The sequence below is a fragment of the Bacillus sp. FSL R9-9492 genome (assembly GCF_038007365.1).
In the GTDB taxonomy this organism is placed as follows: domain Bacteria; phylum Bacillota; class Bacilli; order Bacillales; family Bacillaceae_G; genus Bacillus_A; species Bacillus_A mycoides.
The window spans coordinates 3,653,452-3,675,266 of sequence record NZ_JBBOXC010000001.1 but is presented as its reverse complement, the minus strand read 5'-3'; the positions used below and the strand labels follow the sequence as shown (position 1 = coordinate 3,675,266).

At 35.5% G+C, this 21,815-nt stretch carries 23 protein-coding genes and 1 pseudogene; 16 read left to right on the top strand and 8 right to left on the bottom strand.

The features are described 5' to 3' along the window. Positions 1-206 precede the first annotated feature (206 nt). The 5 genes from MKY70_RS18655 (at position 207) to MKY70_RS18635 (ending at position 6,093) form a co-directional block, all read left to right on the top strand. The gene (locus tag MKY70_RS18655; RefSeq protein ID WP_033709350.1) at positions 207-995 is read left to right on the top strand and encodes a helix-turn-helix domain-containing protein; all 789 of its coding nucleotides are present in this window, start codon (positions 207-209) and stop codon (positions 993-995) included. Positions 996-1,164: 169 nt separating this feature from the next. Further along, positions 1,165-2,775, top strand: coding sequence for a long-chain fatty acid--CoA ligase (locus tag MKY70_RS18650; RefSeq protein WP_088293351.1), 1,611 nt, complete (start codon positions 1,165-1,167; stop codon positions 2,773-2,775). A gap of 123 nt (positions 2,776-2,898) precedes the next feature. Beyond that, a complete protein-coding gene (locus MKY70_RS18645; protein WP_088031065.1) occupies positions 2,899-3,474 on the top strand; it encodes a biotin transporter BioY in 576 nt (191 codons plus the stop codon). A 65-nt stretch (positions 3,475-3,539) separates the two neighbouring features. Continuing rightward, a complete protein-coding gene (locus MKY70_RS18640; protein WP_341025496.1) occupies positions 3,540-5,003 on the top strand; it encodes an acyl-CoA synthetase in 1,464 nt (487 codons plus the stop codon). Beyond that, on the top strand, positions 4,996-6,093 hold the full coding sequence (locus MKY70_RS18635) for an acetyl-CoA C-acyltransferase (protein ID WP_088031063.1): 1,098 nt from the start codon (positions 4,996-4,998) through the stop codon (positions 6,091-6,093). The genes MKY70_RS18640 and MKY70_RS18635 overlap by 8 nt, the downstream gene beginning before the upstream one ends. A gap of 8 nt (positions 6,094-6,101) precedes the next feature. Here MKY70_RS18635 and MKY70_RS18630 read toward each other — a convergent pair whose 3' ends face one another. Next, on the bottom strand, positions 6,102-6,683 hold the full coding sequence (locus MKY70_RS18630; protein WP_088031062.1) for a DUF6434 domain-containing protein: 582 nt from the start codon (positions 6,681-6,683) through the stop codon (positions 6,102-6,104). A gap of 104 nt (positions 6,684-6,787) precedes the next feature. Between MKY70_RS18630 and MKY70_RS18625 the strand changes: the two are divergent. Further along, positions 6,788-7,161, top strand: a pseudogene (locus MKY70_RS18625) (NUDIX hydrolase). A gap of 201 nt (positions 7,162-7,362) precedes the next feature. Here the strand turns inward: MKY70_RS18625 and MKY70_RS18620 are convergent. Then, positions 7,363-8,565, bottom strand: coding sequence for an alanyl-tRNA editing protein (locus tag MKY70_RS18620; protein WP_341025494.1), 1,203 nt, complete (start codon positions 8,563-8,565; stop codon positions 7,363-7,365). Between the two features lie 133 nt (positions 8,566-8,698). Here MKY70_RS18620 and MKY70_RS18615 point away from each other — a divergent pair, with 133 nt between their 5' ends. Then, positions 8,699-9,091: a hypothetical protein gene (locus MKY70_RS18615; protein ID WP_002137716.1), complete on the top strand. Its 393-nt coding sequence runs from the start codon at positions 8,699-8,701 to the stop codon at positions 9,089-9,091. Positions 9,092-9,175: 84 nt separating this feature from the next. Next, on the top strand, positions 9,176-10,414 hold the full coding sequence (locus tag MKY70_RS18610; protein WP_341025492.1) for an MDR family MFS transporter: 1,239 nt from the start codon (positions 9,176-9,178) through the stop codon (positions 10,412-10,414). Between the two features lie 58 nt (positions 10,415-10,472). On the opposite strand, the gene MKY70_RS18605 is transcribed toward MKY70_RS18610, so the two are convergent. Together MKY70_RS18605 and MKY70_RS18600 are read right to left on the bottom strand one after the other, a co-directional pair. Then, on the bottom strand, positions 10,473-10,853 hold the full coding sequence (locus tag MKY70_RS18605) for an Hsp20/alpha crystallin family protein (RefSeq protein ID WP_002087791.1): 381 nt from the start codon (positions 10,851-10,853) through the stop codon (positions 10,473-10,475). Between the two features lie 125 nt (positions 10,854-10,978). Next, positions 10,979-11,122, bottom strand: a complete 144-nt coding sequence (locus tag MKY70_RS18600; protein ID WP_002014281.1) for a small acid-soluble spore protein P — start codon at positions 11,120-11,122, stop codon at positions 10,979-10,981. Between the two features lie 121 nt (positions 11,123-11,243). Between MKY70_RS18600 and MKY70_RS18595 the strand changes: the two genes are divergently transcribed. Next, positions 11,244-11,507: a hypothetical protein gene (locus tag MKY70_RS18595; RefSeq protein WP_002014282.1), complete on the top strand. Its 264-nt coding sequence runs from the start codon at positions 11,244-11,246 to the stop codon at positions 11,505-11,507. A 46-nt stretch (positions 11,508-11,553) separates the two neighbouring features. Continuing rightward, a complete protein-coding gene (pdaB, locus tag MKY70_RS18590; protein WP_002066634.1) occupies positions 11,554-12,279 on the top strand; it encodes a polysaccharide deacetylase family sporulation protein PdaB in 726 nt (241 codons plus the stop codon). A 37-nt stretch (positions 12,280-12,316) separates the two neighbouring features. Here the strand turns inward: pdaB and sspO are convergent, their stop codons facing one another. Further along, on the bottom strand, positions 12,317-12,466 hold the full coding sequence (gene sspO / locus MKY70_RS18585; protein ID WP_002033549.1) for a small acid-soluble spore protein O: 150 nt from the start codon (positions 12,464-12,466) through the stop codon (positions 12,317-12,319). A gap of 289 nt (positions 12,467-12,755) precedes the next feature. Here sspO and acnA point away from each other — a divergent pair, with 289 nt between their 5' ends. Together acnA and MKY70_RS18575 are read left to right on the top strand one after the other, a co-directional pair. After that, positions 12,756-15,479, top strand: a complete 2,724-nt coding sequence (gene acnA, locus MKY70_RS18580) for an aconitate hydratase AcnA (protein WP_088031057.1) — start codon at positions 12,756-12,758, stop codon at positions 15,477-15,479. A 69-nt stretch (positions 15,480-15,548) separates the two neighbouring features. After that, a complete protein-coding gene (locus tag MKY70_RS18575; protein ID WP_341025490.1) occupies positions 15,549-17,264 on the top strand; it encodes an ABC transporter ATP-binding protein in 1,716 nt (571 codons plus the stop codon). Positions 17,265-17,286: 22 nt separating this feature from the next. Here MKY70_RS18575 and MKY70_RS18570 read toward each other — a convergent pair whose 3' ends face one another. Together MKY70_RS18570 and MKY70_RS18565 are read right to left on the bottom strand one after the other, a co-directional pair. Then, a complete protein-coding gene (locus MKY70_RS18570) occupies positions 17,287-17,619 on the bottom strand; it encodes a YmzC family protein (RefSeq protein ID WP_080784617.1) in 333 nt (110 codons plus the stop codon). Between the two features lie 11 nt (positions 17,620-17,630). Next, complete coding sequence (locus MKY70_RS18565) at positions 17,631-17,843, bottom strand: hypothetical protein (RefSeq protein WP_002033553.1); 213 nt, start codon at positions 17,841-17,843, stop codon at positions 17,631-17,633. A gap of 481 nt (positions 17,844-18,324) precedes the next feature. On the opposite strand from MKY70_RS18565, the gene MKY70_RS18560 reads away from it, so the two are divergent. From MKY70_RS18560 to sspN, 4 genes are all read left to right on the top strand, one after another. After that, on the top strand, positions 18,325-18,900 hold the full coding sequence (locus tag MKY70_RS18560; RefSeq protein WP_341025485.1) for a TlpA family protein disulfide reductase: 576 nt from the start codon (positions 18,325-18,327) through the stop codon (positions 18,898-18,900). A gap of 115 nt (positions 18,901-19,015) precedes the next feature. Further along, the gene (locus MKY70_RS18555; RefSeq protein ID WP_341025483.1) at positions 19,016-19,963 is read left to right on the top strand and encodes a 3'-5' exonuclease; all 948 of its coding nucleotides are present in this window, start codon (positions 19,016-19,018) and stop codon (positions 19,961-19,963) included. Positions 19,964-20,094: 131 nt separating this feature from the next. Then, entirely contained in the window at positions 20,095-20,238 is a 144-nt protein-coding gene (locus MKY70_RS18550) for an FbpB family small basic protein (protein WP_002014298.1), read from the top strand. A gap of 43 nt (positions 20,239-20,281) precedes the next feature. Continuing rightward, a complete protein-coding gene (gene sspN, locus MKY70_RS18545; protein WP_000527988.1) occupies positions 20,282-20,416 on the top strand; it encodes an acid-soluble spore protein SspN in 135 nt (44 codons plus the stop codon). Between the two features lie 76 nt (positions 20,417-20,492). Here the strand turns inward: sspN and MKY70_RS18540 are convergent, their stop codons facing one another. Next, on the bottom strand, positions 20,493-21,785 hold the full coding sequence (locus tag MKY70_RS18540; protein ID WP_002066644.1) for a glycosyl hydrolase family 18 protein: 1,293 nt from the start codon (positions 21,783-21,785) through the stop codon (positions 20,493-20,495). Positions 21,786-21,815: the final 30 nt, after the last annotated feature.

Here is a 21,815-nt window from a genome sequence, read left to right as displayed (position 1 = left end):
TAATTCCCTTTAATTGTTATAATTGGTCATTGAGAGTAATTATTTTATTAACGCCATAATTATAGAAGAAAAACAGCTAAATCGTATTTAAAACCGCTATATAACACAATCGCAACCGTAAGTTGACAAAGTGCAACCGCGGGAAGATAGAGATAAGGGCAATGTTTACATACAATTTAGGTAAGAAAACAAAGGGGGACACACATATGGGATTTGGTGAAAAGCTTTTTAAATTAAGAAAGGAAAAGGGTCTTTCTCAAGAAGCGTTAGCTGAAAAATTAAACACAACAAGGCAAGCAGTTAGTAAATGGGAAAACGGTCAAGGATTTCCTGAAACTGAAAAGTTAATAATGATTGGAAATGTATTTGAAGTATCACTCGACTATTTATTAAAAGAAACTGCTGAGCAAAGTAATGAAAATGTGGATGGCTATTACGTAAGTCAGGAAATGGCAGAAGGGTATATAGTGTATGGGCAAAAAATTTCTAAATATATTGCGTTAGGATTTAGCTTGCTTATTTTATCTACAATACCGTATTTATTATTTAAAGAAAATGCAACAATGTCTACATTCCTTGTCATTATCATTGCTGTCCTTGGAATTGGAGCAATGATGGTACCTGTAACTATAGAAGAGAGTCGATACAATGTATTAAAAAAAGAAGAATTACTATTTGATCCAAACTTTTTAAAAGAATTGACAAAAAGATATGCGACTATTAAAAAGAAGTATGCTGCAGTAGTAATTGTTGGACTTTGTTTCATAGCAGCAGGAGCGATACCATTTTTATTTGAGAAAAAACGAATTACTTCAGGAGAGCTCGTGCAGTATTATCCTTATTGTGTTGTACTTATTGCTATCGGGTTTTATCTTTTTGTTCGTGTTTTAGGAGTGTTAGAGACGTATCGGATTTTAGTAGAAAATAAAGAATATAGTAATCGTGTCATTTTTAAATTAAAAAAGAAAGTAAGAAAAAAGGTAGATAGTTTTTAAATAGGAGAGAACCATGTTTTGTATCGTATGTATTCAAAACATGGTTTTTATTTATTAGAATTATTTCCAAAGAAATAATTCAGAAAATACAGAAAAATATCGTAATTATTTGTAGAAGTCTGTTATAATATACAGAAATGAAAACGCTTTAAAGGGGGATATAACCAATATGATGAATGTACCGCTAACAATTAGTTCTATGATGGAAAGAGCAGAGAAACTGTTTTCGAAGAAAGAAATTGTTTCACGGACACATGATACAGTTACGACGTTAACGTATAAGCAGTTAGGTGAAAGGACGAGAAGACTTTCAAGTTCGCTAAAAAAATTAGGAATTAAAGAAGGCGAGCGTATAGGAACGTTAGCGTGGAATCATCATCGACATGTGGAAGCGTATTTTGCTATTCCTGGTATTGCTTCCGTTTTACACACAATTAATATTCGTTTATCTCCTCAACATATTTCATACATTATTCAGCACGCAGAAGATCGAATTCTACTTATAGATGAAGATCTCGTACCACTTGTTGAAAATATTCAATCACAATTATCAACTGTACAAGCCTACATTATTATGACTGATAAAGATGAACTTCCCAATACTACGCTAGAACCTGTATATCATTATGAAAAGCTATTAGAAGAAGGCGATCCAACTTTCCAATTTGTAAAAGATATTGATGAAAATACACCTGCTGGTATGTGTTATACGTCAGCGACTACAGGAAACCCAAAAGGTGTTGTATATACGCATCGTAGTACTGTATTGCATTGTATGGCACTCGGTTTAGCGGATACAGCTGCTTTATCGGAAAGTGATGCGGCGATGGCAATTGTACCAATGTTTCATGTGAATGCTTGGGGGCTTCCTTTTGCAGCTACTTGGTTTGGAACTAAACAAGTTCTGCCAGGACCAATGTTTACTCCAAAAATTTTATTAGAGATGATTCAAGCTGAAAAAGTAACGATAGCAGCAGGTGTGCCGACAATTTGGCTCGGTGTATTACAAGAGTTAGAAAATAATAGTTACGATTTATCTAGTATAACGAGAATATTATGCGGTGGTGCTGCTGCACCGAAAAGCGTTATTAAAGCATTTGAGCAAAAATATAATGTTCCTTTCGTACATGCATATGGTATGACTGAAACAAGCCCGCTCGTAACACTTGCACGTTTAAAAAGTTATGAAACAGAATTATCATATGAAGAGCAATTAGAAATCCGCTCAAAACAAGGATATCTTGTCCCTGGTGTAGAGATGAAAGTAGTCGGTACAAACGGTGAAGTGAAGTGGGATGGTACTGAGATGGGAGAGTTATGTTTACGAGCACCTTGGATCGCTGAAAGCTATTATAACGATGATCGTACTGTCGAAGGATTCCGAGACGGTTGGTTATATACTGGTGATGTTGTTACAGTTGATGAGGAAGGCTGCGTGAAAATTGTTGATCGTACGAAAGATGTTATTAAAAGCGGAGGAGAATGGATTTCTTCAGTGGATCTTGAAAATGCTTTAATGGCACATGATGCTATATTTGAAGCGGCTGTCGTTGCAATTCCTCATCCGCAGTGGCAAGAACGCCCAGTTGCCTGTGTTGTTCAAAAGAAAAATAGTACGGTTACAAAAGAAGAAATATATGAGTTTTTAAAACCGCAGTTTGCTAAATGGTGGTTACCGGACGATATTGTATTTATGGAGGAAATTCCGAAAACATCTGTTGGGAAGTTTTTAAAGCAGGCGCTTCGGAAAGAACTTGAGCATTTGCATAAAGAGAAATAATTGAATTTACGTTTGTAAACTTATATGGAGATAAGGTTGACAAACAGTGGATAGAAAGATAAGATAACTCCTATAATATGTTATCTAAAATCTAATTTAAGTTTACAAATAGGAGAAGCAAACATGAATACAAAAAACTTAGTTTTCGTCGCTTTATTTAGTTCTATTATGGGAGTGTTAGGGTTAATGCCTCCAATTGCTCTTGCTATTACACCAGTTCCAATTACATTACAATCACTCGGTGTTATGCTTGCTGGTGGGTTGTTAGGCTCACGTCTTGGTGCGTTAAGTCAGCTTATTTTTTTACTTATAGTTGGAGTTGGAGCACCATTACTTGCTGGTGGGCGCGGGGGACCAGGTGTATTTGTTGGGCCAAGTGCAGGATATTTACTTGGTTATATCGTTGGAGCGTTTGTCATTGGATATTTAATTGAGCGTTTACGTGAAGTTTCTATTATAAAAGTACTATGCATTAATATAATTGGTGGTATTTTCGTAGTTTATGTATTTGGTATCATTGTCCAAGCTTTCGTAATGGATATTTCCGTATGGGAAACGATGAAAGTAAGTGTCGCATTTTTACCAGGTGATTGCATAAAGGCGACTATAGCAGCGATTCTTGTGACAAGATTACATCGCTCATTGAAACATATTATTACGCCTGCTTTGAAGAATAAAAAAATTACAAATGCAGGGTAAGAAAAAGGAGAAACACGTTACTTGCGTGTTTCTTTTTATTATTTTGTAAAGAAAGGAAGTCTCATATGGGGATTACAAAAGAATATAAAAAGTATGCCTCTTTACAACCAAATAAAATAGCGATTAAAGAAAATGATAGAGTATTAACATATAAAGAATGGTTTGAGTCAGTGTGTAAAGTAGCAAACTGGTTGAATGAAAAAGAATCGCAGAATAAAACGATAGCAATTTTATTAGAGAATAGTATGGAATTTTTACAAATATTTGCGGGTTCCGCTATGGCTGGATGGATTTGTGTGCCGCTAGATATAAAATGGAAACGAGATGAGCTTAAAGACAGACTGGTGATTAGTAAACCAGATGTTATTGTGGCGGAGCAGTATAGGTTTAGTGATATATCGTGCGAAGAAGGAAGGATTATTGAGATTGAAGAATGGAAAGAACTGATTGAGAACTATCTTCCTACATACTATTCTGTAGAAAATGTACAAAACGCTCCTTTTTATATGGGATTTACATCGGGATCAACAGGAAAGGCAAAAGCATTTTTACGTGCACAACAGTCGTGGGTTCATAGTTTTGATTGTAATGTACATGACTTTCATATGAAAAAGGAAAATTCTATTTTAATAGCTGGGACGCTTGTTCATTCTCTTTTCTTATACGGGGCAATAAGTGCATTGTTTTTAGGGCAAACGGTACACATAATGAGAAAGTTTGTACCAGTTCAAGTGCTATCTAGTATAAGGATAGAGAATATTTCTGTAATGTATACAGTTCCTACAATGCTTGAGTCTTTGTATAAAGAAAATAAAGTAATTGAAAGTGAAATGAAAATTATTTCGTCAGGAGCGAAATGGGAAGCTGAAGCAAAAGAGAAGATGAAGAATGTGTTTCCTTATGCAAAAAGATATGAGTTTTATGGTGCGTCTGAGCTAAGCTTTGTAACGGCATTGGTTGATGAAGAGAGTGAAAGAAAACCGAATTCAGTAGGGAAACCTTGTCATAATGTACAAGTTCGAATATGTAATGAAGCAGGAGAAGAAGTACAGACAGGTGAGATAGGAACTGTGTATGTGAAAAGTGATCAATTTTTTATGGGCTATGTATCGGATGGTGCTATAATCCCGCAATTGTCCGAAGGTGGCTGGATGACAGTGCAGGATGTGGGCTACCAAGATGAAGAAGGCTTTATATATATTGTTGGTAGAGAGAAGAATATGATTTTATTTGGAGGAATCAATATTTTCCCAGAAGAAATAGAAAGGGTATTACAGACACATCCAGCTGTTGAAGAAATAGTTGTGGTTGGTGTAGAAGATAGTTACTGGGGTGAAAAGCCTGTCGCTATCGTAAAAGGAAGTGCTACAAAGCAACAATTAAAGAGTTTTTGCTTACAACGATTATCATCTTTTAAAATACCGAAAGAATGGTACTTTGTTGATGAAATACCTTATACAAATAGCGGGAAAATAGCTCGCAATGCAGCAAAAAATATGATTGAAAACCGGGAGAAGATATATGAATAGAGCGGTTATTGTAGAAGCGAAAAGAACACCTATTGGTAAGAAAAATGGGATGTTGAAAGATTATGAAGTTCAGCAATTAGTAACGCCGCTTCTTACGTTTTTAAGTAAAGGAATTGAGAGAGAAATAGACGATGTCATATTAGGGAATATTGTGGGGCCGGGAGGGAATGTTGCAAGATTATCTGCTTTAGCGGCAGGACTTGGTTATCATATTCCTGGTGTAACGATTGACCGGCAATGTGGTGCCGGATTGGAAGCGATTCGCACCGCATGTCATTTCATTCAAGGCGGCGCAGGTAATTATTATATTGCTGGGGGCGTAGAGAGTACAAGTACGTCACCTTTTCAAAATAGAGCGCGGTTTTCACCTGAAACAATTGGGGATCCAGATATGGGATTAGCGGCTGAGTATGTTGCAGAGCAATATAACATAACAAAAGAGATGCAAGATGAATATGCTTGTCTTAGCTATAAAAGAACGTTGCAAGCATTAGAAAAAGGATATATACAAGAAGAGATATTACCTCATTATTTTAATGGATTATTAGATGAATCTATAAAGCGAGAAATGAATTATGAAAGAATGATTAAAAGAACAAAGCCCGCATTTTTGAAAAATGGTACAGTAACGGCAGGTAATTCGTGCGGTGTAAATGATGGAGCATGTGCTGTTCTTGTAATGGAAGAGGGGCAAGCCCGAAAATTAGGATACAAGCCTGTACTTCGTTTCGTTCGTAGTGCTGTAGTTGGCGTGGATCCCAATCTTCCAGGGACTGGTCCGATATTTGCGGTGAACAAATTATTAAACGAAATGAATATGAAAGTAGAGGACATCGATTATTTTGAAATAAATGAAGCATTTGCTTCAAAAATTGTTGCTTGTGCAAAGGAGTTACAAATTCCTTTTGAAAAATTAAATGTAAATGGTGGAGCAATTGCGCTCGGTCATCCGTACGGTGCATCTGGAGCTATGCTTGTGACACGTTTGTTTTATCAAGCACAAAGAGAGCATATGAAATATGGAATTACGACGTTAGGAATTGGTGGTGGAATAGGGCTTGCTCTATTATTTGAGAAAGTAGAAAACTAGCAAGATAACTAGTTTTCTACTTTTTGAGGAATATAAGCATTACTACCAGGTTTTGCTTTTATTTCATTCCAAGCAGCGATAGCATCAGCTTTTGATTTCCCTTTGTTATTTGGATCTTCGAAAAAGTCGCGAGTGAAACGATTGTATTCAAACTGCGCGCTGATAGTTGTTTTGTATGTAGGATCTTTTTTTCGTTCGTTTTCTTCATACCAAAACGTTATCGCGTCTTCATATGTTTTTCCAACATTCTCTTTAAAAAATTTTTGAAGAGCTACTGTAAAGCGGAAGTTTGCTCCGATTTTTTCTTTGAAAAAAGAACGAACATCTTCGCTACAGCGGTAATTGTTAGTAATAATCGTTTGAAGAGAAAGTTCTTTATAAGAGAGGGAAGCTTTACTCACCTTTTGACTAGAGCTGTTTTTTAATATTTTACCAGTATGTAAATAATGTGAGATACGCTCGGTTATTTCAATCTTAGAGCCACTAGCTGACAAACCATGCTCACGACAAAATGTTTGGAGTTCTGCTTTTAACCAATAAAAGTTTTGGAAATCTTCAAGTGATATAGACTTTGTTAAAGGTGGACGCATAGATGTAACAACTTCTTTCTTCCATAATTTTCTTTAATTATAAAACATATGTTCTTTTTGTGGAAGGATTAATTTGTAAATATAACGGGAAGAGGAGATTACATATGGAAAGTGTAATGCAAGTTCGTGTTACGGGAATTTTAATTGAAGATGAAAAAGTATTGCTAGTAAAGCAAAAAGTTGCTAATCGCAATTGGTCTTTACCTGGGGGGGAAGGGTAGAGAATGGTGAAACGTTAGAAGAAGCGATGATTCGAGAAATGAGAGAAGAAACAGGATTAGAAGTTAAAATTAAGAAGCTACTCTATGTTTGTGATAAACCAGATGCTAGTCCATCTTTATTATATATTACGTTTCTGCTTGAAAGGATAGAAGAATTGAGTAGATATGGTTTTTCTGAGAAGTTCATTAAACTTGCATCTGAAAAGTTCTTGAACGCAGGAAGTTATCAAGGGTTAAAACAAAATATTGGTTTGTAAACATAAGAGGAGGCTGTTATTTTAGAACAGCCTCCTCTTACTCTATAAGTTGTGTTTATTGTCGTATTTTGTTGGGAAATCGATATTTCTTATAGAATCGTTCATATAATTTCATTTACTTTACTACTGTACTACTGTGCACGAAGCAGAAAAGAGAAGTGGATGTCACACAGTTCAATGACATCCACTTTATAAAATAATCTACACTGCTGACTGTAAAGAAGAAACAAGTTGATTTAAAAACTCATCCCCACTCATAATTGCTTTTCCACCGCCGCGAGCATTCTTTTTATTTCCGCCACCTTTTCCTTCAATAGAAGGAAGGGAATCTTTTAAAAGAGCATTCATATCGAGTGTCACTGCTTTACCACAAGCGAGAATACATTGTAATTTGTCCTCATTTTCAATAACGAAGTATGTAATTGCATGTTCTTGTTGTTCTGTAATAATAGCAGACAGTTTTACGATTTCTTGCATGGAACGATTTGTAAATACTTTAGAAATAAGTATTCCAGCGTATATTTCTGCAGGTTGTTGCAATAGTTCATTTGCTTCTACAAATAATAGTTTTTCATTCATTGCTTGTACTGCCTTTTCGTTTTCTTTTTGAGAGGTAAGAAGTTGTGCTACTTTTGCTGGAATATCAGTGTCGCTACTGTTCAATTGTTTAGAAACATCTTTCATAATTTGTTGCTGTTGTCCCATTAATTTAAGAGCGCGCCAACCAGCGATAAATGTTAAGCGTATACCACCTTTATTGCGCTCCCATCCTAGTACTTGAATAGGGCCTACTTCACCTGTATGTTTCGGGTGTGTTCCACCACAACCGTTGTAGTCATAGTTTTCGATGATAACAACCCGTATATTTTCTGTCATAGTTGGTTCTTTGCGAAGGGGTAATGCTTTGGCCTCTTCTAAGTTCATCCATTCAATACGAATAGGGTGGTTTTCAAAAACAATTTGATTAGCAATTTGTGCGGCCTTCTCAACAGTTTCTGTAGAAAGATTGGCAGTTTCTAAATCAATGGTTATAGTTTCTTTTCCAAGATGGAACCCGATCGTCGGTATGTTAAAGTGATCCCAAAAAGCAGCGGATAAAATGTGCTGAGCCGTATGTTGTTGCATATGGTCAAAACGACGTTGCCAATCTATTTTACCCTCTACTTCTTCCGTATGTAATTGTTCTATTATGAAATGACGAATTTCTCCATTTACTTCTTCAACGTTACTTACCGGAATACCATTTAAAGTTCCAGTGTCGTGTGGTTGTCCGCCGCCTGTTGGATAAAATGCAGTTTCATTTAAGACAACATATAAGTTTCCTTCTGTACAATAATCTTGCTTTATAACTTTAGTAGTAAAGTCTTTCTTATAAGCGTCGATGTAATATAATTTTTTCTCCAATTTTCTTTCCCCTTTCGTGTTAGCTAGTTTCATTGTAAAGCAATTGAAATTAGTTTCCTAATATTTCAGAAGAAAGAAACTATTTTTAGAATTTTCTTGCTATAATAAGAAGAAAATGCGGGGGGGAATGAAAATGCCATATGAAAACGGCGTAGATAAGTTGCTTAGTTTAAGCAGAAATATTTCCGAATTATATCGAGAATTAAATGAGATGACCCGGATTTTAACGGATTGTAATCGAGAAAGTGTGAAATTTGATCGGTTATATGTAAAGGAGTTACTTTGGAAAAAAGAAGATGTCATAGAGAAGTATGAACAATTACTCGTCCAGCTTTGTATTAATGAATGCTTTGATTTAAAAAGTGTAATTACTGGCGAATATAAGTATACATATGAAGAAGTAGAAAGCATTGTTTTAGAATTTAATGAAAAGTATAATGTAGCTATTTTGATTAAAGATGTTTGTAAAGAACTACAGTTTACATATGGAATTGATATGGAAATAACGAGAACAGCTCGGGTATAAACATCTCAAGTATAGAAAAAGGAAAAAGAAAGCAGATCCTTTGCTTTCTTTTTTTATGTAGGAAAAGGGAGAGTAGGTTTAAAGATGAAGGGGAAGTTACAGCATATTCATCCACTTGGAATGAGTATCATTATAGGGACATTATTTGCTAGGTTTGCAACTTCAATGAGCATTCCTTTTTTAGCGATTTATTTAACGACTGTTAAAGACGTATCGGCTGGAATGACCGGTGCTATCATTGGAACGAGTGCGCTTGTTGGAGTGTTTGCTAGTTTTATTGGAGGCAATTTATCGGATCGATTTGGTCGAAAGATGATTATAATATGGTCCATGATTGTTTGGGTGTTTGTATTTATAGGATTTTCAGTTGCAGATCATGTTTTTAGTTTCTTTCTATTAAACGCTTTGAATGGATTATGTCGTTCTTTTTTTGAACCGACATCAAGAGCTTTATTATCAGATTTAACGAAACCAGAGTATCGTTTACTCGTATATAATTTGCGTTACGGTGCAATAAATGTTGGAGTAGCGATGGGTCCACTTGTTGGATTACAGATTGGAAGTGCAAAATCAACGATTCCTTTTTTAGTAGCCGCTGGAGTGTACATTTTATATACAGTTATATTAGCGTTTCAATTTAAGAAATATCCACTTGATAAAAAGAAAGTAACTACAGAAAATCCGGTCACAATGTTAAGTGCGGTTCGGATTTTGCGAAAAGACATAGTATTTTTAGTTGCTTTAGTCGGAATCATTTTGAGTAATAGTGGTTTTTCACAGTTAACGACGACACTATCTCAATATTTTGCAAACGCACATATATTTCAAGATGGAGTAAAGTTGTTTTCATATATGCTAACTTTAAATGCGATTACAGTAGTAGTTATTCAATACCCTGTTATTCAAATGTGTAAAAAGTATACGCCGTTAGCAGCTATTATGGTTGGAACGTTATTTGTGAGCGGGGGATTGTTTGGATTTGGACTAGTAGAATCTATGTTAGGGGCTGCTATATGTACAATTATTTTTACATTCGGAGAAGTATTAATGTTTTCAATGACAGATGTATTTATTGATGAGATAGCTGTTTCACATTTGAAAGGGACATATTTTGGAGCTATGGGCTTTTCAGGAATTGGAGTAGTAATTGGTCCTTGGTTTGGCGGGATACTTCTCGATCATTATGGATACCAAAATGGCTTTATAGTATTTTTAATATTAGCTATATTTTCAAGCACAGCGTTCCCAGTTCTTTTAGTGACAAAAGGTTTAATGAAAAAAAGATATATTAGAAATTCTAAAATAGAAATACATGCGAAATAACATGAGCCCGAGCAAACTAAAAGGTTGCTCAGGCTCATGTTTGTGTTTATAGTAATCCTTAATTTGAAAAAAGAACTTTCTTTTCATGTTTATTGGCAACTTCGTTTTTGGAAATATGAATGGCTAAATATCCATTCTCTAAACAGGCTAGCATCTTGTTATAAATGATATTAGTAGGTAAAGGAACAATCCGCTGTAAAGAAGTGTTTTTATAAAGTATACAAATGTTTAGGCCTGTCTCCATCTTTTTAATGAGTACATTTTGTGCAGTTGCATTTGGTACATCTGTTTCCAAAATGTATTCTTGTTCTGTTTCACAAAGGTCAATATGAATTTGATTTGGAAAACTAAAGTTACTACAAGAATCAGAACAAAATTGATCCATCCATTCTTCGAAACCATCAACATGAAAAAGACAATCCTTCTTTTTCTTGCCCATGAAAGACACCCTCCGTAAAATCTCAATTCATACTATGTTATGCATGAATGAAATAGAGGTGAAGAACAAATAGAAAAATATAAACATTTTATGTGAAAGATACAGTGTGTGTGAATGCTTTTGCTTTACATATCATGATGTGCATGATTTTTTTGACGTGAATGATTACGATTTTTAACTTTATGAGATCCACTTAAAGGTTCGGGCTGTCCAGAAGATTGCCCTTTTTTCTCGTTTTGACGATTAGATTGATTATTGTTTTTACCCATTGTATTTTACACCTCCTCTCCCTATTTAGAATGAGAGAAGTTTGCGAATTTATACGAGAATGTTTTTTGAGAAATGGGTAAAGATAAGTAGGACTAACTCATATAGGAAGGGGAAAGTGTTATGCCATATCATAAAGATAAGCAACAGGCTTTTCAGGCCGCGCAGCAAGGGGTTGTTCAAGCGGAAAATATATTCAATAATATTGTGAAAAATGACCCGAATTACGGCCATGACTTAAAAGAGTTACGCCAAGAAGTTCAAGAGGCGTACGAACAGATTCAAAATGCACTTGAAGTAGCATCAGAAACGCAGCGTCCACAACTTGAGCAATATGAAAGTAATCTCCAAAATATTATGCGAAATGTAGATCAAATAGAAAAGTGAAAAAGGTTGTTGTGAATTCAACAACCTCATTACTTTTAGTGCTACTATGCTGAAACGAAAAATTATTCTATCAATTTTTTCTTTAATTTGTGCAGTACATATATTTCAAGTGGACAAAGTGGAAGCTAAAATGTTGTTAAGAAAAGAGCTAGAGCCAACTGGCTATGTAACATGGGAAGTGCCAAATAATGAAAAAATTATCGCAATTACATTTGATGATGGACCGGACCCAACTTATACACCGCAAGTATTAGAGTTATTACGTCAATATAAAGCGGAAGCGACTTTTTTTATGATTGGCTTTCGAGTTCAGCGTAATCCGTACTTAGTAAAGCAAGTGTTGAAAGAAGGGCATGAAATCGGAAATCATACGATGAATCATTTGTATGCGAGTAATTCATCAGATGAAAAATTAGAACATGATATTTTAAATGGAAAGAAATATTTTGAAAAATGGGTGAAAGAACCTTTATTGTTCCGTCCGCCAGGTGGATATATTAATGATGCTGTATTTACTACGGCAAAAAAAGCTGGGTATCAAATTGTTCTATGGTCATGGCATCAAGACCCTCGTGATTGGGCGAATCCAGGTACAGAATCCATAGTAAATCATGTTGTGAAAAATGCTAAAAGTGGAGATATTGTACTGTTGCACGATGGAGGAAGTGATCGTAGTCAAACAGTGGCGGCATTAGCAAAAATTTTACCTGAGCTGAAAAAGCAGGGTTATCGATTTGTAACAGTTTCGGAGTTGTTACGTTATAAACATTAGAGAAAATCCCAAAAGGTATACCTTTTGGGATTTTTCGTTACTGATTCTTTTTTCGTTTCTTATTATTTTGTCGCTCTGCCGGAGTTAAAGGTTCATTTGCGAACTCTTCATTATAGCCAGTTCCTTGCCCTTGGGCGGATGCAGCATTCATTCCTGAAATAATATGATTGGCTTTTCGTTTACCCATTTTTCTCACCTCTATAATGTTTTTTATAGACGAACTATGAGTCGTTCATAGCATATATGAACGTAAAGTAAAACGCTGAAAGAGTGCTTTACTTTATAGTAATAGTATTAATAAAGAGCATGGACACTATACAAATTTAGAAAGATAAAGAAAACTTATGATAATCCATAAGTTTCTTATTATTTACTTATTTAGAAAGTTGTAATAAGATATTATCGTAAGGTATTGAAAAGTTTGTCTACATTTTATATTCAGACAAATTAGTCACGTTTAACAGGGGGGAAACATAATGGTCAAACATAATCCATTTCAATCACGTGCAACTTTTGAACTAGATGGAAAGACGTATCATTATTATCAATTGAAAGCGCTTGAAAACGCAGGGGTTGGCAACGTATCTCAATTACCATATTCCGTGAAAGTTTTACTTGAATCTGTACTTCGTCAAGTAGACGGACGCGTAATTACAGAAGAACACGTTACAAATTTAGCGAAATGGGGAACGAAAGATGTTCAAGATATCGATGTTCCGTTTAAACCATCTCGCGTAATCTTACAAGACTTCACAGGTGTTCCAGCTGTTGTAGATTTGGCTTCGCTTCGTAAAGCAATGGCAGATATGGGCGGAGATCCTGATAAAATTAATCCAGAAATTACTGTAGACCTTGTAATTGACCACTCTGTACAGGTTGATAGAGCGGGTACAGCGGACTCGCTTGCATTCAACATGGACTTAGAGTTTAAACGTAATGAAGAACGTTATAAATTTTTAAGCTGGGCACAGAAATCATTTGATAACTACCGTGCAGTTCCACCAGCAACAGGTATTGTACACCAAGTAAATCTTGAATATTTGGCACCGGTTGTTCATGCGGTGAAAAATGCTGAAGGTGACTTAGTTGCATACCCAGATTCATTAGTTGGAACTGACTCACATACAACAATGATTAATGGTATTGGTGTTCTTGGATGGGGCGTTGGTGGTATTGAAGCAGAAGCAGGAATGCTTGGACAGCCTTCATATTTCCCAGTACCTGAAGTAATCGGTGTGAAATTAACTGGTACACTTCCAAGTGGTACAACAGCAACTGATGTTGCATTAAAAGTAACACAAGTGTTACGTCAAAAAGGTGTAGTTGGTAAATTTGTTGAGTTCTTCGGTAGTGGACTAAAGAGCATGCCTTTAGCTGACCGTGCAACAATTTCAAATATGGCACCAGAATACGGTGCAACTTGTGGATTCTTCCCAATCGACGATATTTCATTAGAATACTTACGTTTAACAGGTAGAGATGAAGAGCAAATTCGCGTTGTTGAAGAATATTGTAAAGCAAACGGTTTATTCTATACAGCAGATAGTAAAGATCCAATCTATACTGATCTTGTTGAAATTGATTTAAATACAATCGAATCTAACCTTTCTGGACCGAAACGTCCGCAAGATTTAATCCCGCTTTCAGATATGAAAGAGGAGTTCCATAAAGCTGTTGTAGCACCAGTTGGAACACAAGGGCTTGGATTCAATGAGCAAGAGTTTGATAAAGAAGTGAAAGTTACATTGAAAGATCAAGAAGTAACGATGAAAACAGGTGGAATTGCAATCGCTGCAATTACAAGCTGTACAAATACGTCAAATCCGTACGTGTTAATTGGAGCAGGGTTAGTTGCGAAGAAAGCAATTGAAAAAGGACTTAAAGTACCTGGTTACGTAAAAACATCGTTAGCACCAGGATCTAAAGTTGTTACAGAGTACTTAGATAAGTCTGGTTTAACAACGTATTTAGATCAATTAGGTTTCCAAACAGTTGGTTACGGCTGTACGACTTGTATCGGTAACTCTGGTCCATTAGCAGAGGAATTAGAAGAAGCAATCGCAGCAAATGATTTATTAGTAACATCTGTTCTATCTGGTAACCGTAACTTTGAAGGTCGTATTCATCCACTTGTAAAAGCAAACTACTTAGCATCACCACCACTTGTTGTGGCATATGCACTTGCAGGTACTGTTGATATTGACCTGAAAAATGATGAAATCGGTAAAGATGTAAATGGTAATGCTGTTTACTTTAATGATATTTGGCCATCAGCTAAAGAAATTGAAGATGTAGTTCAAAGTGTTGTTACATCTGAATTGTTCAAAAAAGAATATGCACAAGTATTTAACAGCAATGAGCGCTGGAATGAAATCCAAACTTCAAATGAAGCTTTATATACTTGGGATAATGATTCAACATACATTCAAAACCCACCGTTCTTCGAAGGATTATCTAAAGAGCCAGGTGAAGTTGAAACGTTATCAGGTTTACGCATAGTTGGTAAATTTGGTGATTCTGTAACAACAGACCACATTTCACCAGCAGGTTCAATTGGTAAGCACACGCCAGCTGGACGTTATTTACTAGAAAACGGCGTACAACCAGTCGACTTTAACTCTTACGGTTCTCGTCGTGGTAACCATGAAGTTATGATGCGTGGTACATTTGCAAACATCCGTATTAAAAACCAAATCGCACCAGGAACAGAAGGCGGATATACAACATATTGGCCAACTGGTGAAGTAACATCTATCTATGATGCTGCGATGAAATATAAAGAAGATGGCACAGGCCTTCTAGTTGTTGCTGGTAAAGACTACGGTATGGGAAGTTCTCGTGACTGGGCTGCGAAAGGTACAAACTTATTAGGTATTAAAGCAGTAATCGCAGAAAGCTTCGAGCGTATTCACCGCAGTAACTTAGTGTTAATGGGCGTATTACCATTACAATTTAAAGATGGCGACAGTGCTGAAACATTAGGTCTTGTTGGTGACGAGTCATTTGAAATTCAAATTGACAAAACGGTTAGACCACGTGATCTTGTAAAAGTAGTTGCAATCGATGCAGAAGGAAAAGAGAAGCAATTTGAAGTAGTAGCTCGTTTCGATAGTGAAGTTGAAATTGACTACTACCGTCACGGTGGTATCTTGCAAATGGTTCTTCGTTCGAAAATCGAAGAGTCTAAAGTATCAAACTAAATAATTGAAATGAATGATAAGGAAGCTAACATTTGTTAGCTTCCTTACTTTATGTACAGAGGGAAAGGGATGAAACCACTTGGTTTCATCCCTTTCCTTTTATTATGCAAAATTGGGGGAATGACAATGAATGAGTATAGAAGAATAATGTTGCCGCTGTTGCAAGAAAAGCTATTGCTAATTAGTGCGATTTGTAGCGGAATAGTAGCTGCCATTTTAAATTTATCCCGTCCGCTATTTATGGGGCTAATTGTAGATAACCTTATTCAGCGGGAGTTAAAAGGTACGTATGTATATATTGCTTTGTTTGCGGGGAGCCGCTTTTTGATGTGGGTGAACAATCTGTTATTTAATTATGTAAGCTCAAAAGTAAGTCAGCGAATATTACGAGAGAAGCGTATAGATGTATTACGTCATTTTTTCTTATTACCGTTTGAAGAAAGTGAGAAGGTAAAACAAGGGGAGTTAGAAACATTAGTCGTTTCTGATATTCCGAATTGGGTAAGGTTATATGGATCTATATTAATAGAATACATCCACGCCATTGCACAATTTATTGGTGCGTTCATAGCTCTACAACATATCGATGTACAGTTCATATGGTGGATAACCCCGTTTTTATTTTTAAGTGCAATTGTTCCAATGCTTATGGGGGGAAAAGTAAGAAATATTGCAAGTATTGCTCAAAAAAATCAATCAAGTGTTGTAGAGATGATGTCACAGTTTGTAAAAGGTATACAAGATTTACGTAGTTTACAAAAAGAAAAATGGGCAATTCATTTGTTTAAAGGAGTGACGGCACAATCTTATAAAACAGAAGTAAAGAAGACGATGATACAACATTGTATTGGGATAGTTGGAACGGTAAAAGAAACAGGAGCATATATAGTTGTTCTTATTATAGGAGCAAAAAAAATAATAAAAGGGGATATGGAAGTCGGTTCGCTTGTGGCGGTATTAGCTACAATTGAGATGTTATTTTTCCCCGTTCGTTATGCGAGTGATTTATTGATGATGACACAAGTTGCTATTGCTTCGGCAAATCGAGTTTTTGGCTTTTTAGATATACCGGCTGAATACAGAAATGTAGAAAGAGCGATGGGAATGAAATTAACAAACGTTTCATTTCAAGAGAACGGTGAAGAGAGATGTAGAATTAAAAATATACATTTGCAAATTAATCCCGGTGAACTCGTTATTATTGTGGGGGAAAGTGGTGCAGGAAAAACGACGCTTTTAAAATTAATCACGGGTTTATATAAACCATCTACTGGTAGTATTGCTTATTACGGTAATAAAGCTCGTATGACTACTATATGGCAGGAACCTCGTTTTTTTCGAACGACAGTAAAAGAGAATATGTATTTTGGGGAAGGGGTCTTAGGAAAACAGTTAGAAAAAAATATTGAACTTGTAAATGCGAAGTCAATTATCAGGAGTTTATCTAAAGGGATTCAGACTGTACTACATAAAAGCGGTGAAGAGTTTTCGGGAGGAGAGAGAAAGCGTCTTGCATTATTGCGAGCGATTGTATCAAATCCGAATCTCATTATTCTAGATGAACCGACTGCGGGATTAGATCTGAGCAATCAAGAAGTGGTTTGGAATATGCTTAAAGGGCTAGAGGAGAATGTAACGAGAATTGTGACGACACATGATGTCGAGAGGGCGATGATAGCGGATCGGATTGTTGTCATGAAGAATGGAATTATTGTGGAATGTGGGGATCCTAGAGAATTATTAAATTGTAAGTCATTGTTTAAAGAGATGCTAATAAAAAGATAAGAGCTATATAGCGCTCTTATCTTTATTCACTCTTATTAAGTTGATACGTATAAGAATCAGTATCGTTAGTGCTAAACTCTTTGACTAGAGTAAGTTGATTTGTATCCGGATTATATTTGAAAATTTTGAGCGTACGTTCGCTACTTAGTGATGGATTATATTCTTGAATAGCAAATGTATTTTCAGCAATCTGTGTCATATTACTGGTTGAAACGTTTTCTACGGCATCATGATTTGTAGAAATTTCAACAACTCTTTCACCGTTGAAAAATAAAAGAACGATTACTAAAACAACTAAACATATTCGTATATAGCGAAGTTCTTTACTTATAGGATGTTCTCCCAAAATAATCATCCTTTCTATAACTATTGTATAGTAGTGGTAGTCATCGTGAAGAAACTAAGAATACCGAGACCGGCTAAAAGGATAAATGAGATTAAAGCGATAAAGAGACAAATACGCCCAACTTGCTTTTTTTCAGGATCTTTACTGAAGAGCGAGATGATCCAAGTGATAATCCCGATTGGGGAAAATATAAAACTAAGAATATATAATAGTATTTTTTCAAATAGATTCATAAAAATCCCCCTTTTTGAAAGTTCTACATGTGCAGTTTTCTTCGTATTAGCGCTGGCGTTATGTAGGAAAGTACAGAATAAACAGCACTATAAATAATCCAAGCGTCTAAGTTTTGTAAAGCGAGGTGTATATCAAATCCCGAGACGATAATGAAAAATATAAGTGGAACAGTAAAAGAAATAATAATTACAGCCCATTTGAATTTGTATAGTAAGGTGCTAAAAAAAATACATAGTAATGGTAAAGTGAAGAAAACAAAAGTAAAAGGGTTGATAAGTAATTGTAAAATACATATCACCTCGCAGGTTTTGTATTTATTTCTAATTATATGATAAAAAGGTAAATATTTCATCTTGAACGAAAATATTCTAACTATTTCGAATGTGAATATTTCCAAGCTTGTCCGTATAAGCTAAAATAAGATATATAGTATTTTGGTGATTATGTTATAAGAAGATAAACACGTAAGGGTGATATAATATGTGGCGGAAGCTTACCATTATTGTAGTGTTACTTTGTTTAGCGGGATATGCAGCTTATGAACAATTTGCGGAAAAGGATCAAGTAGTACAAGAAAAACCTGCCAAAAGTGAAGCTGCTATGAAAGAGATTTTCGCAAGGAACGGTATTGAAATTGGAAAGAGCGCACCAGATTTTGAATTAGCAAAGATAGATGGAACGAATGTAAAGTTATCCGATTTAAAAGGAAAGAAAGTTATTTTAAACTTTTGGGCAACGTGGTGTGGGCCTTGTCAGCAAGAAATGCCTGATATGGAGGCTTTCTATAAAGAACATAAAGAAAACGTAGAAATTTTAGCAATAAATTATACGCCTTCAGAAAAAGGTGGGGGAGAAGAAAAAGTAAGCAATTTTGCTAAAGAAAAAGGAATTACTTTTCCCATTTTATTAGACAAGAACATTGATGTGACAACAGCATATAAAGTAATTACAATCCCAACTTCGTATTTTATAGATACGAAAGGTGTAATTCAAGATAAGTTCATTGGACCGATGACGCAAAAAGAAATGGAGAAACGGATTGCTAAATTAAAATAACGGTGAAAAGGTGGAGATGGAATATAATCATTTCTGCCTTTTCTTTTTCAAGTAGTGAAAGCTTCGTGATATGATAAAAGAAATATAAATGTTTAGAGATAAAGGAGTGTCTGGAGTGGGGAATGTATCCTTACCGTTAGATTATGTTGTAATTGATTTTGAAACAACAGGATTTAACCCTTATAATGATAAAATTATTCAAGTTGCAGCAGTGAAATATCGTAATCATGAACTAGTAGATCAATTTGTATCGTATGTGAATCCAGAGCGTCCAATTCCGAGCCGAATTACGAGTTTAACAGGTATTACGAATTATCGTGTTTCAGACGCACCAACAATTGTAGAAGTATTGCCTTTGTTTTTGGCATTTCTAGATACAAATATTATCGTGGCACATAATGCTTCTTTTGATATGCGTTTTTTAAAGAGTAATGTAAATATGCTTGGACTACCTGAGCCTAAAAATAACGTTATTGATACTGTGTTTTTAGCGAAAAAATATATGAAGCATGCGCCTAATCATAAACTTGAAACGTTAAAACGAATGCTTGGAATTCGCTTAAGTTCTCATAATGCATTTGACGACTGTATTACGTGTGCGGCTGTTTATCAAAAATGTGCAGCCGTTGAAGAAGAAGGAAAAAGAAAAGCGAATAAGGAAGTACTTGATGAAACAGCGGTATTTGAAGCGGTAAAAGAAATGCTTGTACGAAATAAACGTGATATTGAGTGGATTCGTTGTATGAATGTTGGGAGTTATTTAGATATAAAAGCTTTTTACCCAATTATAAGGTTAAAGGTCAAAGGGCGAAAGAAATATGTGTTAACAGAAAAAATGGAAGACGATGTAAGAGAAATTTGTACGAGCTTAACATACGAGGCAGCATTGAAAAGTGAGATTGGCAACACGAGAATTATGATTGACAGTGTAGAGGACATTTTGAAGCTAGAGAGCTACATTGTAGCAGAATATGATTCTGTATTACGAGCGCTGGATGAATATAGAGCAAATAAAGTAAATGCGGATGAAGAAATTAAAAAATATTTAAATACGATGGTGTAAAAAATCCCATGTGCAATATATGCGCATGGGATTTTTTATCAAAACATAAAATTTTCTTACAAATCTGATTAAAGAGTTTTTCATTTGCTCATACTATGTAATAAGAAAGCGTAGAAGAAAGGGTGAGCAACATGAGAAGAAGTCGCCGTAGATCGTTTGAAGAACTTGTAAATGAAAATAAACAACAATTATTAAGCGATCGTGATGCAATGGATCGAATTGAAAAACGAATTGAAAAACGTTATGAAATGAAACTTTTTAAGCAGGCTGAATAATTCTTAACACTAGTACGATACTAGTGTTAAGGAGGCGATAGTAATGGGTAATCCGAAAAAGAATTCAAAAGACTTTGCACCAAATCAAATTGGAACACAATCGAAAAAAGCTGGTGGCAATAAAGGGAAGCAAATGCAAGACCAAACTGGCAAACAACCAATTGTTGATAACGGTTAAAAAAAGGAGAATGTCATCATTCTCCTTTTTTTGTGTTTGGATAATATTATAAAAATATTTAAAAAGCTGACTTTCGTCAGCCTTTTTTCGTAATTGTAAAGTTTTCAACGAGTAAACGCCAATTTTGTGGGAATGGTAGACCAATCTTCCAGTAACTAATACCGCCAATGCCTTGTTCTTTCATTAAATTGAATTTACTTTGAATAGACCTCGAATCTTCAAACCAAACCTCGTGTTGTACGCCGTTTTCATCAAAGTAATTAAAATGTGGAGCTTGGGCTGTGAAATCATAACGGATAGGAACATTGTATTTACGAGCAAGTGCAACAGCTGCGACAGAGCTAACTGCTTTTGCGGGTGGATTCCCTTGTTTGAAAGGAAGTTTCCAATCAAATCCATATAAATTTTGCCCCATCATAATTTTTTGTGGAGGCATTTGAGATTTTGCATATTGAAGTACTTCTTTTACAGGACCAATAGGGGAAATCGCCATCGGTGGTCCACCTTGCCAACCCCAGTCGTATGTCATAATGACGACGAAATCAACAATTTGTCCTTGTGCTTTATAATCGTGAGCCTCAAAAAATTTCCCTTTTTGATTTGAGCTCGTTTTCGGTACAAGTGTTGTACTTAATGTGTACCCGCTAGGTAAGCGTGTTTTCACATTTCGTAAAAAACGATTATACGCTTCGCGATCTTCAGGTGCCACACTCTCGAAATCGAAATGAATGTCTCGCATGCCATATTTTTCAGCTGTTTGCAAAATGTTAGTAATAAACTTGTTTTGAATTGTTGCATCGCGTAAAATAACCGAGGTCAGATCGGCACTGAAATTTCCATTTTCAATATTTGTAATAACGAGCATAGGGATGGTGTTACCTTGTGTTGCAATATTAGCGATTTTCGCTGTTTCCGTCGGTTCTTTTAAAGTGCCGTCTCTTTTTGCTTCAAAGCTGAAGTAGGCTAAATATGTTAAAAATGGATTAATAGCACGTGTAGCATTTACTAAACTTTCTTTTATCGGTATTGTTGAAGGCTGTAAATAAGCGATGGATTCTACTGCTCGTTTTGTTCCTTTCGGTATATATAATTGCTGTCCGACATGGAGAATAGATTTTAATGAAAGATTATTAACTTTAGCTAAACTGGCGAGAGGGACGTTATACGTTTGAGAAATTCGATAAAGGCTGTCACCTGGCTGTACATAATAATTATTGCCTTTTGTATTAACGATAAGTGCCTGACCAACAACGAGTGTTTCAGCTGGATTTAGTCCATTGTCTTTTACAATTTCTTCAGGTGTAGATCCGTACTTTGATGCTAAACCATAAACACTATCACCGCTACGAACAGTTACAATTTGGATCATGTGCTTGCCCCTTTCGGTAAAAGATTCACT

Excerpts from the sequence above, each read along its gene's own strand:
- MKY70_RS18560 (WP_341025485.1), top strand. The coding sequence starts at position 18,325 with ATGTGGCGGAAGCTTACCATTATTGTAGTGTTACTTTGTTTAGCGGGA.
- MKY70_RS18570 (WP_080784617.1), bottom strand. The coding sequence starts at position 17,619 with ATGATTATTTTGGGAGAACATCCTATAAGTAAAGAACTTCGCTATATA.
- sspO (WP_002033549.1), bottom strand. The coding sequence starts at position 12,466 with ATGGGTAAACGAAAAGCCAATCATATTATTTCAGGAATGAATGCTGCA.
- MKY70_RS18575 (WP_341025490.1), top strand. The coding sequence starts at position 15,549 with ATGAAACCACTTGGTTTCATCCCTTTCCTTTTATTATGCAAAATTGGG.
- MKY70_RS18550 (WP_002014298.1), top strand. The coding sequence starts at position 20,095 with ATGAGAAGAAGTCGCCGTAGATCGTTTGAAGAACTTGTAAATGAAAAT.
- MKY70_RS18610 (WP_341025492.1), top strand. The coding sequence starts at position 9,176 with ATGAAGGGGAAGTTACAGCATATTCATCCACTTGGAATGAGTATCATT.
- pdaB (WP_002066634.1), top strand. The coding sequence starts at position 11,554 with ATGCTGAAACGAAAAATTATTCTATCAATTTTTTCTTTAATTTGTGCA.
- sspN (WP_000527988.1), top strand. The coding sequence starts at position 20,282 with ATGGGTAATCCGAAAAAGAATTCAAAAGACTTTGCACCAAATCAAATT.
- MKY70_RS18640 (WP_341025496.1), top strand. The coding sequence starts at position 3,540 with ATGGGGATTACAAAAGAATATAAAAAGTATGCCTCTTTACAACCAAAT.
- MKY70_RS18540 (WP_002066644.1), bottom strand. The coding sequence starts at position 21,785 with ATGATCCAAATTGTAACTGTTCGTAGCGGTGATAGTGTTTATGGTTTA.
- MKY70_RS18655 (WP_033709350.1), top strand. The coding sequence starts at position 207 with ATGGGATTTGGTGAAAAGCTTTTTAAATTAAGAAAGGAAAAGGGTCTT.
- MKY70_RS18595 (WP_002014282.1), top strand. The coding sequence starts at position 11,244 with ATGCCATATCATAAAGATAAGCAACAGGCTTTTCAGGCCGCGCAGCAA.
- MKY70_RS18645 (WP_088031065.1), top strand. The coding sequence starts at position 2,899 with ATGAATACAAAAAACTTAGTTTTCGTCGCTTTATTTAGTTCTATTATG.
- MKY70_RS18635 (WP_088031063.1), top strand. The coding sequence starts at position 4,996 with ATGAATAGAGCGGTTATTGTAGAAGCGAAAAGAACACCTATTGGTAAG.
- MKY70_RS18605 (WP_002087791.1), bottom strand. The coding sequence starts at position 10,853 with ATGGGCAAGAAAAAGAAGGATTGTCTTTTTCATGTTGATGGTTTCGAA.
- acnA (WP_088031057.1), top strand. The coding sequence starts at position 12,756 with ATGGTCAAACATAATCCATTTCAATCACGTGCAACTTTTGAACTAGAT.
- MKY70_RS18565 (WP_002033553.1), bottom strand. The coding sequence starts at position 17,843 with ATGAATCTATTTGAAAAAATACTATTATATATTCTTAGTTTTATATTT.
- MKY70_RS18650 (WP_088293351.1), top strand. The coding sequence starts at position 1,165 with ATGATGAATGTACCGCTAACAATTAGTTCTATGATGGAAAGAGCAGAG.
- MKY70_RS18630 (WP_088031062.1), bottom strand. The coding sequence starts at position 6,683 with ATGCGTCCACCTTTAACAAAGTCTATATCACTTGAAGATTTCCAAAAC.
- MKY70_RS18615 (WP_002137716.1), top strand. The coding sequence starts at position 8,699 with ATGCCATATGAAAACGGCGTAGATAAGTTGCTTAGTTTAAGCAGAAAT.
- MKY70_RS18600 (WP_002014281.1), bottom strand. The coding sequence starts at position 11,122 with ATGGGTAAAAACAATAATCAATCTAATCGTCAAAACGAGAAAAAAGGG.